The 16,595-nt window shown below is 61.2% G+C and carries 12 protein-coding genes; 10 read left to right on the top strand and 2 right to left on the bottom strand.

The window, feature by feature from the left end; translation table 11 throughout:
- The first annotated feature begins 27 nt into the window (after nt 1-27).
- The 4 genes from carA to gmk all read left to right on the top strand — a co-directional run bounded on the left by carA (nt 28) and on the right by gmk (nt 6,287).
- Nucleotides 28-1,248: a glutamine-hydrolyzing carbamoyl-phosphate synthase small subunit gene (gene carA / locus DSM100238_RS01710; RefSeq protein ID WP_152355032.1), complete on the top strand. Its 1,221-nt coding sequence runs from the start codon at nt 28-30 to the stop codon at nt 1,246-1,248.
- On the top strand, nt 1,241-4,627 hold the full coding sequence (carB, locus tag DSM100238_RS01705) for a carbamoyl-phosphate synthase large subunit (protein WP_152355031.1): 3,387 nt from the start codon (nt 1,241-1,243) through the stop codon (nt 4,625-4,627). Before carA ends, carB begins: the two co-directional genes overlap by 8 nt.
- Nucleotides 4,624-5,547: an orotidine-5'-phosphate decarboxylase gene (pyrF, locus tag DSM100238_RS01700; protein ID WP_152355030.1), complete on the top strand. Its 924-nt coding sequence runs from the start codon at nt 4,624-4,626 to the stop codon at nt 5,545-5,547. Before carB ends, pyrF begins: the two co-directional genes overlap by 4 nt.
- Nucleotides 5,548-5,666: 119 nt before the next feature.
- Entirely contained in the window at nt 5,667-6,287 is a 621-nt protein-coding gene (gene gmk, locus DSM100238_RS01695; RefSeq protein WP_152355029.1) for a guanylate kinase, read from the top strand.
- Nucleotides 6,288-6,598: 311 nt separating this feature from the next.
- Here the strand turns inward: gmk and ilvD are convergent, their stop codons facing one another.
- Nucleotides 6,599-8,461, bottom strand: coding sequence for a dihydroxy-acid dehydratase (ilvD, locus tag DSM100238_RS01690; RefSeq protein ID WP_015450688.1), 1,863 nt, complete (start codon nt 8,459-8,461; stop codon nt 6,599-6,601).
- A gap of 236 nt (nt 8,462-8,697) precedes the next feature.
- On the opposite strand from ilvD, the gene rpoZ reads away from it, so the two are divergent.
- The 4 genes from rpoZ to DSM100238_RS01670 all read left to right on the top strand — a co-directional run bounded on the left by rpoZ (nt 8,698) and on the right by DSM100238_RS01670 (nt 14,239).
- Nucleotides 8,698-8,982 (top strand): DNA-directed RNA polymerase subunit omega, encoded by a 285-nt coding sequence (gene rpoZ, locus DSM100238_RS01685; protein ID WP_015450687.1) that lies wholly within the window; start codon nt 8,698-8,700, stop codon nt 8,980-8,982.
- A gap of 175 nt (nt 8,983-9,157) precedes the next feature.
- Nucleotides 9,158-10,369 carry a methionine adenosyltransferase gene (gene metK / locus DSM100238_RS01680; protein WP_152355028.1) on the top strand — a complete coding sequence of 404 codons (1,212 nt, stop codon included), beginning with the start codon at nt 9,158-9,160 and terminating at the stop codon, nt 10,367-10,369.
- A 183-nt stretch (nt 10,370-10,552) separates the two neighbouring features.
- On the top strand, nt 10,553-11,839 hold the full coding sequence (locus DSM100238_RS01675; RefSeq protein ID WP_152355027.1) for a class I SAM-dependent methyltransferase: 1,287 nt from the start codon (nt 10,553-10,555) through the stop codon (nt 11,837-11,839).
- Between the two features lie 165 nt (nt 11,840-12,004).
- Nucleotides 12,005-14,239 (top strand): primosomal protein N', encoded by a 2,235-nt coding sequence (locus DSM100238_RS01670; protein ID WP_152355026.1) that lies wholly within the window; start codon nt 12,005-12,007, stop codon nt 14,237-14,239.
- Nucleotides 14,240-14,284: 45 nt separating this feature from the next.
- Here DSM100238_RS01670 and DSM100238_RS01665 read toward each other — a convergent pair whose 3' ends face one another.
- Nucleotides 14,285-14,584: a DUF1805 domain-containing protein gene (locus DSM100238_RS01665; RefSeq protein ID WP_152355025.1), complete on the bottom strand. Its 300-nt coding sequence runs from the start codon at nt 14,582-14,584 to the stop codon at nt 14,285-14,287.
- A gap of 198 nt (nt 14,585-14,782) precedes the next feature.
- On the opposite strand from DSM100238_RS01665, the gene DSM100238_RS01660 reads away from it, so the two are divergent.
- Both DSM100238_RS01660 and fmt read left to right on the top strand, forming a co-directional pair.
- A complete protein-coding gene (locus DSM100238_RS01660) occupies nt 14,783-15,490 on the top strand; it encodes an HAD family hydrolase (RefSeq protein WP_152355024.1) in 708 nt (235 codons plus the stop codon).
- Between the two features lie 119 nt (nt 15,491-15,609).
- Nucleotides 15,610-16,578, top strand: coding sequence for a methionyl-tRNA formyltransferase (gene fmt / locus DSM100238_RS01655; protein WP_152355173.1), 969 nt, complete (start codon nt 15,610-15,612; stop codon nt 16,576-16,578).
- Nucleotides 16,579-16,595 lie beyond the last annotated feature (17 nt).

Genomic DNA, 16,595 nt, shown 5'->3' with positions numbered 1-16,595 from the left:
GAATACCCAAAGAATAAGGGGGTTTTGGTGAACCAGTACGATTCCGAAGCCGTGGATTTCTCACTTGATGATGCAGTACTTGTCCTTGAAGACGGACAAGTGTATGTCGGTGAGCCGTACGGCGCAATCGGTACGACCCACGGGGAGATCGTCTTCACGACCGGCATGACCGGATATCAAGAGACGCTGACCGACCCGAGCTACGATCGCCAGATTGTGGTGCAGACGTTCCCGCATATCGGGAACACCGGAATCAACAAGGAGGATCCGGAATCCTCCCGTATCTGGGTCGCCGGATACGTGGTGCGCGACCCCAGCCCAAACGTGAGCAATTGGCGCGCCACAGGCAGTCTTGACGACGATCTGACCGACAATGGCATCGTCGGCATCAGCAATATCGATACCCGTAAGCTGGTTCGTCACCTGCGCTCCGCAGGCGTTATGCGCGCCGGTATCTTCTCGGGCGATGCACTGATCGACAGCGGAACCGGTAAACCTCGCACCATCGAGTCGATGATGAACGAAGTGCGCGGCATTCCGCAGATGAAAGGCATGAGCCTGTACAACGAAGTCAGCACCGAACAGGCGTACACCATCGAGCCGTGCGGGGCATTCGAAGGCAAAACCCCGCTGTTCACCGTCGCCGCGGTGGATCTGGGCATCAAAGGCATGACCCCGCACCGTATGGCGGAACGCGGATGCCGTGTGCATGTCGTTCCCTCCACCATCACCTTCCAAGAGCTTGAAGAGCTCCATCCAGACGGTGTATTCTTCTCCAATGGCCCGGGAGATCCTGAGCAGGCCGAGCCTGAAGTCAATCTGCTGCGTCAGGTGCTGGATGCAGGCTACCCGTTCTTCGGCATCTGCTTCGGCAATCAGCTGTTGGGCAGAGCGCTCGGCTTCGGCACATACAAGCTCAAATTCGGCCACCGTGGTGTCAACCAGCCGGTCAAGGACCTGACCACGGGCAAGGTTGAAATCACCGCGCATAACCACGGATTCGCGGTCGACGCCCCGGTTGGGCATCCTGTCGATGCTCCGTATGAAGACGGAAAGTACGGCAAAGTCTTCGTCTCGCATATCGATCTCAACGACAATGTCGTAGAAGGCCTGCAGTGCGAAGACATCCCGGCATTCTCCGTGCAATATCACCCTGAGGCTGCTGCCGGACCGCACGACGCCTCCTACCTCTTCGACCGATTTGTTGAGCTCATGCGTTCCGCCAAGGAGGAAAACGCCCATGCCTAAGCGCACCGATATCAAATCCGTCATGGTCATCGGCTCTGGCCCGATTGTCATCGGACAAGCCGCTGAATTCGACTATTCAGGCACCCAGGCGTGCCGCGTGCTGCGCGAAGAAGGCATCCGGGTCATCCTGGTCAACTCTAACCCGGCAACCATCATGACCGACCCGGAAATGGCAGATGCCACGTACATCGAGCCTATCGCCACACCGATTCTCGAGAAAATCATCGCCAAGGAGCGTCCTGACGCCCTGCTGCCGACCCTCGGCGGGCAGACCGCACTGAACGCCGCTGTGGCGCTCGGCGAAGCGGGTATCCTCAAGAAGTACAACGTCGAGCTCATCGGCGCGTCCCTCGAAGCGATCGACCGCGGCGAGGACCGCGAACTGTTCAAGAAGGTCGTCGACAGTTGCGGCGCTGAATCTGCACGCTCAGCCATCGCCCACTCCATGAAGGAAGTCGACGACATCGTCGCCGAACTGGGCTACCCGATCGTGGTCAGGCCGAGCTTCACCATGGGCGGCCTCGGCTCGGGCATCGCACACAACGAGGAAGAACTTCACCGGATCGCCGGCGCGGGCCTGCACTATTCACCGACAGATGAAGTCCTGCTTGAGGAAGGCATCGAAGGCTGGAAGGAATTCGAGCTCGAGCTGATGCGCGACCGCAAGGACAATGTCGTCGTCGTCTGCCCGATCGAAAACGTTGACCCGGTCGGTGTGCACACCGGCGATTCCATCACCGTGGCGCCGTCCTTCACGCTCACCGACCGTGAATACCAGCGGATGCGTGACATCGGCATCGCGATCATCCGCGGCGTGGGTGTGGACACCGGCGGGTGCAACATCCAGTTCGCCATCCATCCCAAGACCGGACGAATCATCGTCATCGAAATGAATCCGCGCGTTTCGCGTTCCTCCGCTTTGGCATCCAAAGCGACGGGCTTCCCGATCGCGAAAATCGCGACCAAGCTGGCGTTGGGGTACACGCTCGATGAAATCCAGAACGATATCACCAAGTCCACGCCGGCATCGTTCGAACCGACCATCGACTACGTGGTGACCAAGGTCCCGCGCTTCGCTTTCGAGAAGTTCCCGGGAGCCGATCCGACCCTGACCACATCAATGAAATCCGTCGGTGAAGCGATGGCGCTCGGCGGAAACTTCCAGGAATCGCTCGGCAAGGCGATGCGTTCCATCGACAAGCGTCATATGGGCTTCAATTGGGACGGCGACCAGCCAGACCAGCAGGAGGTCGACCAGCTGCTCGCCGAGGCGAAGATTCCTACGGAACAGCGGTATCTGCAGATTATGCGGGCACTGTGGGGCGGCGCGAGCATCGACCAGCTGTATGAAGCCACGAAGATTGATCCATGGTTCCTTGAACAGTTCGCGCTGATCAACCGTGCCGCCATGCAGATCAGGGCAGCGGAGACGCTTTCGCCCCGCCTGCTGCGCAAAGCCAAGCAGTCCGGCTTCTCCGACGTGCAGATCGCGCATTTGCGCGGGCTGGGCGACGAGGGTGAGAACACCATCCGTGAACTGCGTTGGAGCTACGGCATCCGCCCTGTGTACAAGACGGTCGACACCTGCGCCGCGGAGTTCGACGCGGCGACCCCGTACTATTACTCCTGCTACGCGGACGAATCCGAACTGCGCGCACGCGACCGCGAAGCCGTGATCATCCTCGGCTCCGGCCCCAACCGCATCGGACAGGGCATCGAGTTCGACTACACCTGCGTGCATGCCGTGCAGGAGCTCGGCAAAGACTATGACACGATCATGGTCAACTGCAATCCCGAAACCGTGTCCACCGACTACGACATGTCCGATCGTCTGTATTTCGAGCCGCTGACATTCGAAGACGTGCTGGAAATCTACGAAGCCGAGAAGAAGATGGGCCCGATCAAGGGCGTCATCGTCCAGCTCGGCGGACAGACCCCGTTGTCCCTCGCCGCTCGTCTGAAGGCTGCCGGCGTTCCGATTCTGGGCACGTCGCCAGAATCGATTGATTTGGCGGAGAACCGCGAACTGTTCGGCGAGGTGCTGCGCAAGGAACATATGAACGCTCCGCGGTATGGCACGGCGCTCAGCCTTGACGAAGCGCGTGACGCCGCCCATAGCATCGGCTACCCGGTGCTGGTGCGGCCAAGCTACGTGCTCGGCGGACGCGGCATGGAAATCGTGTATGACGACGACCAGCTCGAAAAGTACGTCAGCCGTGCGCTCAACGAAGCGAAGGCCGATATGGTGGTCTCCGGCCGCCTGCCTTCTCCGCTGCTCATCGACAAGTTCCTGCAGGACGCGATCGAAATCGATGTCGACGCGCTGTTTGACGGCGAAGAACTCTACATCGGCGGCATCATGGAGCATATCGAGGAAGCAGGCGTGCATTCCGGCGACGCTGCATGCACCCTGCCTCCGAGCACGTTGAGCGACGACCAGATCCGCCGCCTGCGTGAAGGCACCTATGCCATCGCGAAGGGCTGCGGTGTACGCGGCCTGATCAACGTGCAGTACGCGTTCATGGCGAACACCTTGTACGTCATCGAAGCCAATCCGCGTGCCTCGCGTACCGTACCGTTCGCGTCCAAAGCCACCGGCGTATCCCTCGCCAAGGCCGCCGCGCGCATCATGGTGGGTGAAACCATCGCCCAGCAGCGCGCCAACGGCTTGCTGCTGCCCAAGGGCGACGGTGGGGACATCCACCCCGGTCAGCAAGTGGCCGTCAAAGAGTCTGTGCTGCCGTTCAAACGCTTCCGCACACCGGTGGGTCGCACCGTGGATATTCTGCTCGGACCGGAGATGCGCTCCACGGGCGAGGTCATGGGCTTCGACCGCGACTTCCCGCACGCCTTCGCCAAGAGCCAGCTGGCCGCGTATGAAGGCGGTCTGCCGACAGGCGGCAACGTGTTCATTTCGGTCAACGATATGGACAAGCGTCAGCTGCCCCTGTTCGCCAGCCGGCTGGTCGAGCTTGGATTCAGCATCTGGGCGACCGAGGGCACCGCATCGGTGCTTCGCCGCTACGGAATCGAATCGAAGATCGTCGACAAGCTGTCGACCAGACTTGACGGTGAAGGCAACGCGCAGACCCAAGTGGTGCACGCCCCGGGCAGCGTCGGCAAGAACGTTGTGGAGCTGATTGAGGACGGCACCATCGACATGGTGCTCAACACTCCGAACTCGCGTGGTTCACGCGCTGACGGCTATTCGATTCGCGCTGCGGCAATCGCTGCGGATCTGCCCCAATTCACCACGATGACCGAGTTCTCCGCAGTCCTCATGGCGATTGAGGCTGTCAAGAAGAACGACTATCAGGTGATGAGCATTCAGGAGCATGCCCGTCAGCTGTTCGCGATTGAGAAGCGTGACAACCAATGACCAGCAGCCCCACCTCCAGCGAACGCAAAGCAACGAGATCGGAGTTCGGTGTGCGCTTGCGCACATCCATGGACAATTACGGCCCGTTGTGCGTAGGCATCGACCCGCATCGTAAGCTGTTGACCGACTGGGGCTACAATGTTGACGCCAGCGGCGCGGAAATGTTCTCCATGCGCATGCTTCAAGCTGCGAATGGTCGCGCCGCTGCGGTCAAATTCCAAGGCTCGATGTACGAACGGTACGGTTCCAAGGGCATTGCGGCGCTCGAACGTGTGCTATTCGCGGCGCGGCAGATGGGCATCATCACCATCGTCGACTGCCTGCACGGTGGTCTTCCGACCACGATTTCCGCCCTCGCGGATGCCTATTTCAAGCCGGGCGCACCCTTGCTTGCCGATGCGATTACGTTGCTGCCGTATTACGGGGCGCGTTCGTTGAGCGGCTTGATTGATGAGGCGCTTGACAATGGGCGAGGGGTGTTCGTCGCATCGTTGACATCGAATCCTGAAGGTGCGAGCTTGCAAACGGCGATTCGTCAGAAAGGCGAGTATGCGGGCAAAACCGTAGCCTACGGCATTGCGAGCACCGCTCAGAAATTCAATGACACCATGCCCGGCATGGGATCGGTCGGACTGATCATCGGCGCGACCATCGGCCAGTGGATTGACGAAAGCGGTATCGATCCTTCCCAGTTCACCGGGCCGATCCTTTCGCCTGGATACGGGTGGCAAGGCGCGGAGGCCGATGACTTGCGCACGGTGTTCAAAGGGACCAAAGGCAACGTCCTCGTCACGGTGTCGCGCTTCATCGCGAAGAACGGGCCGGACATTTCCAGCCTGAGTGCGGCGACGGAATCGATCGCTCTTGATATTCGGCAGGCGTTGATGGATGCGACGCTTGAAGTCGATGCCGATGCGTGAATAACACAATCCACCGTATCGATTGAGGATTCGCCGCAACGTGACGGTTGTACGGCGGGCAGGAATCGGAATACACATTACACGTCACAGACATACCACAGCAGAAAGGCGGCATAGGGATGACAATCGCGGGTCACAACGGCTCGGCATCGAGTACAGGCGGACGTCTTATCGTTCTGACCGGGCCGACGGCGGTCGGCAAAGGAACGGTGGAGACGGCCCTCCTTGCCAAGCATCCTGAAGTCTGGGTGTCCGTATCGGCGACCACCCGTGACCCGCGTCCCGGTGAAGTCAATGGCGTGAATTACTGGTTCATGAGCGAGGCTGAATTCCTGCGCAAAGAGCAGGCAGGCGAGTTTCTTGAAACAGCGGTCGTTCACGGCATGGCGCATTATGGCACCCCGCTCCAGCCGGTGTTGGACCATCTTGCGGCGAAGATCCCCACCATTCTCGAAATTGATTTGCAAGGCGCTCGCCGTGTCAAACAGCAAGCTGCCGCCATGGGGCTTGAGGTCGTCTATGTCTTCATCGCCCCGCCAAGTTATGACGAGCTGGTGCGGCGTCTGGTCGGACGCGGCACGGAGACTGAAGAGCAGCGCAAGAAGCGGCTCGAGACCGCGAAAGTCGAGCTTGCCGCGGAGCCGGAGTTCGATGTGACTATCGTCAACAATACGGTTGAGCAGGCGGCGGATGATCTGTGGAAGGTCATCGCGCAGGAGTATGGCATCGACACGGATTGACGCTTCCTCGCCCGCGTCGCAAGGCTTGTGGAATGTGCGCGGTGGGGTGCTCCTTGCACTTGGTGACCGGTGATGCTGAGCGTTGACATCAGCGTCACCGGTTTTTGCATATGATGACGACATGGCGTGGGAATGGGGAATGTCATCGCTGCGAGTGAAGCGGTGACATCGTCGGGCATGTTCTTGGGGTACGTCCTGATCCGATGTACTACCGTTGCGTCGGTTGCCGTCCGGGAAAACGTGTGGCCCCTGCAGCAATCACTGCAGGGGCCACACGCGTCTCAAGAGGCGTTAGGCGTTTCAGATGGTTATCACTTCAGGCCGCTGAGCTTGTTGATCAGGTCAGGATCGCGGGTTGCGCCCTTATCAGCAGAGCGTGCGAAGGCTGCGTATGCCTTCAGCGCCTGGCTGACGTGACGGTCGCGATGAGCGACGTAGCCGTCGCCCGCCTCGAGTTCCGCACGACGCTGCGCGAGCTGCTCGTCGGTCAGTTCGACGTTGATGGAACGGTTCGGGATGTCGATATCGATCATGTCGCCGTTCTTGATCAGCGCGATCGGTCCCTTGTTCGCTGCTTCAGGCGCCACGTGGCCGATGGCGAGGCCGGAGGAACCGCCGGAGTAGCGGCCGTCGGTGATCAATGCGACATCCTTGCCGATACCCTTGCCCTTGACGAAGGACGTCGGGTACAGCATCTCCTGCATGCCCGGGCCGCCCTTCGGGCCTTCGTAGCGGATGACCAGCGCTTGGCCGGGCTTCAGCGTGTCGTTGAGAATGACCTTGATGGCTTCTTCCTGGGATTCCACCACCAGTGCCGGACCATGGAACTTCCAGATGCTTTCAGGCACGCCCGCCGTTTTGACAACGCAGCCGTCAGGGGCCAAGTTGCCGCGCAGCACGGCAAGACCGCCTTCTGCGATTTCAGGATGGTTGATGTCGTGGATGGCACCGTGTACGCGGTCGGTGTCAAGCGTATCGAACAGGGTCTCATGCGTCCACGGTTCGGGGGAGACGATGTGACCGGGGGCCGCGTGGAACAGCTGCTTGGCTTCGGGCTTGCAGGTGTCGCGCATGATGTCCCAGTCGTTGAGCTTGGACTCGAGATCCGGGTAATCGACGGAATGGGTGTCGCGATGCAGTTTGCCTGCACGATCGAGCTCGCCCAGGATACCGCAGATGCCGCCAGCGCGGTGCACGTCGGAAATCTCCCATTCGCCTGAAGGCGCGGCCTTGCAGATGCACGGCACGGTGTGGGAGATACGCTCGATATCGTCAAGCGTGAAATCGACGTCCGCGCTCTGAGCGGCGGCGAGGATGTGCAGCACGGTGTTCGTGGAGCCGCCCATGGCCACATCCATGGTCATGGCGTTTTCGAACGCGTGCTTGGTGGCGATGGAACGAGGCAGCACGGAGTCATCGTCTTCGTCGTAATAGCGGTGGGCGAGCTTGACGATCATCTCGCCGGCGCGTTCGAACAGCTTCTTGCGGTAGACATGGGAAGCGAGGGTGGTGCCGTTGCCCGGCAGGGCCAGGCCGATCGCCTCGGTGAGGCAGTTCATGGAGTTGGCGGTGAACATGCCGGCGCAGGAACCGCATGTCGGGCAGACGGTCTTCTCATAGGCGAGCAGGTCCTCGTCGGAGCAGTTGTCATCCGCCGTCGCGTACATCACATCGATGAGGTCGGTGTGCTCCTTGACCGTGCCGTCGGACAGCACCGTGGTGCCGGCTTCCATCGGGCCGCCGGAGACGAAGATCGTCGGAATGTTCAGACGCAGCGCGGCCATCAACATGCCTGGGGTGATCTTGTCGCAGTTGGAGATGCAGATGAGAGCGTCGGCGCAATGCGCGTTGACGGAATATTCGACGGCGTCGGCGATGATGTCGCGGCTCGGCAGCGAATACAGCATGCCGGTGTGCCCCATGGCGATGCCGTCGTCGACGGCGATGGTGTTGAACTCGCGGGGGATGCCGCCGGCCTTCTTCACGGCTTCGGACACCAGTCGGCCGACCTTGTTCAGGTGGACATGACCGGGGACGAATTCATCGAAGGAATTGGCGATGGCCACGATCGGCTTGCCGAAGTCCTTGCCGTCAACGCCAGCGGCGCGGTACAGAGCGCGAGCGCCCGCAAACACTCGCCCGTTCATCAATTTTGCGGATCTCATTTCTGCCATGGTTCCATTCAAGTGCTTTGGTGGGACAGGCGGCTGTCAAGGGCCGAATAATGAAATTACGCTAAGAGAGTAGCGTGATGCCTGACGTTGTCTCGTTGGACGGCAACAGCCGATGTGACGCCGGACGCCGTATATACGGCGGAATCGGGATATCGTGGCCTCACATTATACTGATGATTTTGAAGTACCACGCCCGCAATGGGTGTGGCCATGCGCATGATGGGAGATTGACACCTATGGCACTTGGCACTGAGCCGCATCCGCAGGGACTCGCGGATCCGCCTATCGACGACCTGATGCAGCACGCTGATTCCAAGTACGCGCTGGCGATTTTCGCCGCGAAGCGCGCCCGTCAGATCAATTCGTATTTCACGCAGCTCAATGAGGGTCTTCTGCAGAATGTCGGCCCGCTGGTTGAATACGAGAACCAGGAGAAGCCGCTGTCTATCGCTTTCCGCGAAATCAACAGCGGTCTTCTGGAGGAGACGCTGGGTGAGGATGATTTGAGCGAAGGCAACTGATCGCTGGACACGTCTGCATATGCCCCTGTGCCGGATTCGCCTGCCATATAGGTATGGTGAAATTCGGCCGGGGGCATTATTCTTACTAACCAGTTGCATGTTGTGTTGTGATACCTGCCTCGGTTTTCCGTCGCCGTCGTAGGGCGGATAACGGCGGAAAGACAGTGAGGGGAATATGGAGCGTCGCCTGATTTCGGCGGAATCCGTCACCGAAGGACATCCTGACAAGATCTGCGACCAGATTTCGGACGCAATCCTCGATGACATGCTGCGGCAGGATCCACATTCGCACGTCGCCGTGGAGACGTCTGCCACCAAAGGCCAGTTCTTCGTCTTCGGCGAGGTGACCAGCGAAGGGTACAGCGATATCCAGCGCATCGTGCGAGATGTGGTGCGCAACATCGGCTACACCAGCTCCGATATCGGACTTGACGCCGATTCCTGCGGCGTGGTGGTGTCACTCAGCGAGCAGAGCAAGGAGATCAACCAGGGCGTCGCCCGGCTCAACCGCGAACAGGAGTCCGCGGCCTCCCGTGAGGAACGCTATGAGGCGCAGGGTGCCGGCGACCAAGGTGTGATGTTCGGCTACGCGACCGACGAGACCGAGGCTCTGATGCCGCTGCCGATTTATCTGGCGCATCGGCTGGCCTTCCGCCTGGCTCAAGTGCGCAAGGACGGCATAGTCCCGCATCTGCGTCCGGACGGCAAGACGCAGGTGACCATCGAATACGACCAGGAAGATAAGCCGGTTCGTCTGGACACCGTGCTGGTATCCACCCAGCATGACCCTGAAGTCGATCATGATTGGCTGCTCGCCCAGTTGCGAGAGCATGTGATCGAGCCGGTGCTCGCCGAAGTGCTGGGCACCGACGTCCGCCACGACGACTATCGCATCCTGGTCAACCCGACCGGATCATTCGTGCTGGGCGGGCCTGCCGCGGACGCCGGTCTGACCGGACGCAAAATCATCGTCGACACCTACGGCGGTGCTGCCCACCACGGCGGCGGCGCGTTCTCCGGCAAGGATCCGAGCAAGGTCGACCGTTCCGCGGCGTACGCGGCCCGCTGGGTGGCAAAGAACATCGTCGCCGCCGGTCTCGCACACAAAGTCGAGGTCCAGGTCGCCTACGCGATCGGTGTCGCCGATCCGGTCAGCGTCAATGTCGAAACCTTCGGCACCGAAATCGGCGGTGTAACCCGCGACCAGATCCAGGCGGCCGTCCGCAAGGTCTTCGATTTGCGGCCTGCGGCGATCATCGATGAGCTCGACCTGCTGCGCCCGATCTACTCCAAGACCGCGGCTTACGGCCATTTCGGCCGCAACGATCCGGACTTCACATGGGAACAGACCGACAAAGTCGACGAGTTGAAGGCTGCCATCAAATGAGCGATGACACCATGATGACGCCGCTGTATCGGCCGCAGAGCCGATGTCGACTGTCATGACCGAAACGTGCCGGGCGCACCATGCTGCCCGGCACGTTTCCATAGGTTCGCCGGAACGAAGTTCGCCGGCGATTGGAATGGGAAGCACGTTGGAACATCGCGATCCTCAGAAGGAGAAGGACACATGGCAGGTATGACCGTTGCACAGATGATAGGGCTTTTCGTCGAACCGAATGCGCCGTTGCGCGTCGAGGCGTTCGACGGGTCGGTATTCGGACGGGCGGATGCACCCATATGCATCAAGGTCAACAATTCAAGGGCGGTGTACTACATGGTCGACCACCCCAATGAGCTGGGGCTGGCTCGCGCATATCTGCAAGGTGACATTTCCTCGCCGCAAATGATCCCGGGCGACCCGTACGAGGTCTTCAAAGACTTGGTCAACGTCAAGCCCTATTTCCATCAGCCCGATCCGGTCGGAGTGGCCAAAGCGCTCGCCTCGGTGGCTTCGCATGGCATCCGGCATCCGAAGGCGCCGAGCATTGAAGGACCGAGCCGTCTGCGTCGTGCCGCTGAAGGTCTGCTTCCGCACAGCAAAGCGGGGGATGCGGCCACCGTCAGCTACCATTACGACCAGTCAAACGACTTCTACCGGCTTATTCTCGGGCCTACCATGACGTACACATGCGCTGTGTTCAACAAGCCGACCGACACGTTGGAGGCCGCGCAGGAGGCCAAGCTGAACCTGGTACTCGACAAGCTCGGTCTGAAAGCAGGCGACCGGCTGCTTGACATCGGCTGCGGCTGGGGATCGATGGAGGTCGTCGCCGCCCGGCGCGGCATCCACGTCATCGGCGTGACCCTCGCGGACGAACAGGTCGCCTGGGGCAAGGAATGGATCAAACGCGAGGGGCTTGAAGACTTCGCTGAAATCCGCTTGATGGACTATCGCGACGTGCCGGAAGCCGGATTCGACGGCATCTGCTCTCTGGGCATGATGGAGCATGTCGGCGTCAAGAACTATCCGTCCTACTTCCGTGAGATTTTTGACAAGCTCAAGCCCAACGGCATGCTGCTCAACCATCAGATCACCCGCATCAACTCGCATGCCGGGCATGCGGCGGGGGAGTTCATAGACCGGTATATCTTCCCCGACGGCCAGCTCGCGTCCCCGGGTGAGATCGAGATGAATATCCAGGATACCGGCTTCGAAGTGATTCATGAGGAGAACCTGCGCCAGCATTACGCGCTGACCTTGCACCATTGGAACCGCAATCTCGTGGACCACTGGAACGAGGCCGTCAAACTGGTCGGCGAGCCGAAGGCGCGTCTGTGGGGCTTGTACATGGCCGGGTGCGCATACAACTTCGAGATGAACAACATCCAGATTCACCAGTACTTGTGCGTCAAACCGAATGAGGAAGGAACCGACACCTATCCGCTTCGGCCATGGTGGGTACATCAGGCCTGATCTGGCATGCTGAATCGGGCGTTTGCCCGGTCGATCGCATCGCATGCGTTTCCAGGGGCGTGGGGCGGCAAGACAAGCCGCATCCCGCGCCCCTTCAGTATGCCTATGCGGCGTCCTTCCGCTCTCCGGCGGCACGCCCGCAGCACAGGTGATATGGTGAACACCATGACTATCCCAGACGCTGAACAGCCCGCCTTCGACGGGCTTGAGCCGCGGCGCAGACGTAAGCGCACGACGGCGAAGCGGCAACGTGCCGCGCATGCGCCGATCGCCCGCGTCGTACTGGACGTGCAGGCCACGCACTTGGGACAGACCTTCGACTATCTCGTACAAGACAACCAAGACGCGCAAGCGTTGCCGGGCACATTGGTGCGCGTGCGATTCGGCGGCAGACGTGTCAACGGCATCATCTGGGAACGGGCGGAACACAGCGAGACGCCGGATTCCTCACTGCGATATCTCGAGCAAGTGCTCGGCGGCGAGATTCTCGTGCCCGCGAAGCTGCGGGACGACATCACGCTGATTGCACAGGCATACGGCGGCACCCGCGCCAATATCGTCAGACTCGCCGTCCCGCCACGCGTGGCGCGCGTCGAACATGAGCAACGGCTAGCCGCCTCATTCGACAGGGATGCGGGAGAGAAGCAGACGATGTGCACCCAGCATGCGGATGATCTGGGCGAAGTCCTCGAGCCTGATTATCAGAACCTGCGTATGCTCGGCGATACGTTGTCTGCAGGAGGCAAAGGAGCTTTCGTCGTCGACGCCATGCCAGGGCCCGGACATTGGGCTGTGGTGTTCGCGTGGATGACGTTGCGTGCGCTCGCCGCGGGCCGTGGGGTTGTGGCGGTTATGCCGTCCATGCGCGCCGTTGACGATGCCGTGCGGCAATTGCGGTCGTTCGGTTTGCGGGTTTTCGGCCCGCGCGCTTCGCAACAGGGCGGGTACATGGGCGATATCGCGGTGCTTGGCGCTTCGATGTCCCCGGCGGAACGGTATCGTTCCTACCTTGCTGTCGCATGCGGGCAGGTGCGTTGCGTCATCGGTACGCGAGCCGCCATGTATGCTCCGATCGATGGCAACGCGATGTTCGTCATCGTCGACGATACCGCCTATCAGCAGACGGACGGCATGATGCCGTACGCGAATGCCCGTGGCGTGCTGCGTCTGAGGGCCAGGTCGCATGACGGGGTGTTCGTCGCGCTCGGCAATGCACGAAGCCCGTTGAGCCAGTGGGAGACCGATGGCGGGCATGTCGCTCAAACGCCGGTCAGCGGGTACAGCACGTCCGTTCAGCCGTTGCAGGCGGCGCTCAAGGAGCATTCGCCTTGGATCAGGTGGCTTAATCGTGAGGAGCTTGCACGGCTCGCCGACCCCACGATCGGTGCGCGGGTCCCGCACACCGCGGTCGTTGTGTTGTCGCGGGCGTTGAAAACTGGTCCCGTACTGTTGTCCATTCCTCAGGATGGCATTGCGCAGACGCTCAGTTGCGCGGCGTGCCACAGGCAGGCGCGGTGCGCGCGGTGCACCGGCCCGTTGGAAATGGTGCCGGGGGTGTCACAGCCCAGATGCCGTTGGTGCGCCGCCGCCGCGGTGAATTGGGTGTGCCCGCATTGCCACGGTGAACGCATGCGTGTTGTACGGGTAGGTGCTGCGGGAACCGTGCAGGAGTTGCGCGGCCTGTTCCGCAATGTCCCTATGGTGGTGTCCTCGCCGCACCAGCCGCAGGGGGTAGTTGCGGATATTGCGGATGCACCGATGCTTGTCGTGTCCACTCCGGGCGCCGAGCCGCGAGTGCGTTCCGACGATGGCGGCGTGGGGGCATACCGGGCGGTGGCGATTCTCGACGCCTGGACCAGCTTGTACGCTCCCGGGGTCGATGCCCGGGTCGATGCACTGGATTCGTGGATGCGAGCCGTGCAATGGTGCGCGCCACGGTCTGATGGCGGTCAGGCGATGCTGATCGGGGAGGCGGATCCGCTGGTCGCCCAGTCGTTGATGACTTGGAATGCGCGGTTGCTTGCCGCCAAGGAGCTTGAGGAGCGCGCACAGACAGGATTGCCGCCTGCATTCGCTTCGGCGTGCGTATGGGGGTCGCGTCCTGCGGTCCGGATGATGCTTCAAGGGGCAGGATTGTTGGCGGGAGGCGATTGGGCGTTGCTGGATACGGCGTTCGGCCCGATGCCGGCGGTGCTGGGCCCGGTGCCGATCGCACCGCCGCGGACGGTTGATGCGCGTGAGCTTGAAACCATGGCGGACCGGGTCAAAGCGGTGGTACGCGTAACTCCATCGAGACGCGCCGAACTCGCTGAGCGTCTGCACCGGGAAAGCGCCCGGCATGTCGCTTCACGCGAACCCGGCGAGCTGCGCTTCCAACTCGATCCGAAGGACCTGATCTGAGTCGGGATTGGACCCGTTACGGTCAATCCCGGTCAGGCTGTCGTCTCAGGCGAGTACTGCCGCGGCTTCGGCGCCGGTCATACCGTCTTTGACGCCGGCCTGGCGGGCGGCTTGTGTCATGCCCTTGATCGGGTTGGCGAGCACTGCGGCGAAATCCGCGCCGCCCACGAGCACCGCGGCGTCGCCGAATTTCTCGGCGGCGGCAAGATTGAGATACCCGCACATCAGGTAGCCTTTGCTGCCTTGTACCAGAATCATATTCGGGTGGCCTTCGCCGCCGGGGGCGACCACCATCGTGCCCTGCACGGACTTGCCGTTGGCGTCAAGCTGTTCGATATTCAGCATGGTTCCTCCATACGTTGGGCGTCTCAAGCGATGAGACGCAGAATTGATGCCATCACTCCAGTCTTAGCACGAGCATGTCACGCGCCATGCGCCATGCGCCATGTCTTGCACGCTTGCCGTCCGGCTATGCTTGGAGTGTCAGGAACAGGGAGCATCGCGCCGACGGGTGTTGCGCGATGATAACCGAGCGAGGTGGATATGAAAGGCTGGCCTGGAGAACCGCAGATGGCATATGACGAGCTGATGGCGCTGGATGCCGCCGCGGCGTCCGACGGAGCTCCGATCACCCAGGTGATCTTCGATTTCGGCAATGTATTGCTGTATTGGGATCCCGAAGCGGTGATGATCCCGCGGTACAGCCAGCGGCTCGTCGACGGATTCCTCGACAACGATGTCTCTTCCTTCTACGATGCGAACGATCTGATGGACGCGGGTGCCTCGCTTGAGGAGGGTGTCGCGTATGTCCGTGAGCACAGAGGCGAACCGTGGGCGTCGATGATGCGCTATTACGTGGACAACTTCCGTGACTCCCTGACCGGTGTCGTAACCGGCGCCCGCGTGCTGATCGAGGATCTTCATGCCGCCGGAATCGGAGTATGGGGACTGTCGAACTGGCAGCAGGACCTCTACCGTATCGCCGAAGAGGGGTGTGACCTGCTGGGCATGCTCGATGGCAAGGTCGTCTCCGGTCAGGTGAAGATGCGCAAACCGCAACGCGATATCTATGAATACGCGTTGCAGACTTTTGGCATTCAGGCTTGCGACAGTGTGTTCATCGACGATAAGGCGATGAATATCGTCGGGGCGAATCAGGCGGGAATCCGCGGCATCAGATTTAGCGACCCGAGGCGTCTGCGCGCCTGCCTGATCGCTGCGGGCGTGCCCATCGCGCCGGTGCTGGATTGATTGCCGATCGCGCCGGCCCGACAGCCATGCGGCGTCTCTGGTAAGGTGCTGTGCAGTTGAATATGGACGGCGATCATGCCGGTTCCTGTATGGCGAGTGGATGGAAAGAATCGAGGATTATGCTCAAGGTCTTGTTCGCGGGTACGCCTGATGTGGCGGTGCCTTCGTTGAAGCTGCTGGCTGCCGACACGGAGCATTTTGAGGTCGTGGCGGTGCTGACCCGCCCGGATGCGCCGCAAGGCCGTGGCCGCAAGCTGACGCCGAGCCCGGTCAAACAGGCCGCATTGGCGTTGGGACTGCCGGTGATTGAATCCGATCCGTCGGAGGAATGCTTCGTCGCCGAGCTTGCCGCCACCGGCGCTGAGGCCGCGGCGGTGGTCGCTTACGGCAAAATCCTCAAACAGCGGGTATTGGATGCGCTGCCTTTGGGCTGGTATAACCTTCACTTCTCGCTGTTGCCGCAATGGCGTGGAGCCGCTCCGGTGCAGCGCGCGATCTGGGCGGGCGATACGATTACCGGGGCGACGGTGTTCCGTATCACCCGTGGTATGGATGAGGGGCCGGTGCTCGCCCAGTCCACGGTCGAAATCGGCGCGCATGAGACCGCCGGCGAACTGCTGGAACGTCTTGCCGAGGATGGTTCGCACCTGCTTGCCGCATCGCTTGAGGCGATGGCGGAAGGGCGTATCAGCCCGGTGGAGCAGCCTCAGGGCGCGTATGAGATCGCTGACAAGATCCGCACCGAAGACGCGCATATCCGCTTCGATGTGCCGGTATTCGCGGCTGACCGGCAAATCCGCGCATGCACACCGCATCCCGGCGCATGGTGCACGCTGTATGCCGAGGGAACGCGCGACGAATCCCAAACCTTGCACGTGCTCGAAGCCGCGCCCGCCGACATGGGCGACCCGAACCTGCCGGGGGCGCTGGCCGTGGGCAAACTCGCATTGAGCAAGAAGCATGTGTGGATCGGCACGAAAAGCCAGCCCCTGGAACTGATCCAAGTCAAAGCGCAAGGCAAGAAAGCGATGCGCGCGGCGGACTGGGCGAGGGGCGCCCGGCTGAGCGAGGAAGCATACTGCGATTAGACCGGGGACAACCGTTC

The sequence above is a fragment of the Bifidobacterium apri genome (assembly GCF_009299485.1).
Taxonomy (GTDB): Bacteria; Actinomycetota; Actinomycetes; order Actinomycetales; family Bifidobacteriaceae; genus Bifidobacterium; species Bifidobacterium apri.
Note: the sequence above shows the minus strand (reverse complement) of the source record. Positions and strands in the feature narration are given on the sequence as shown.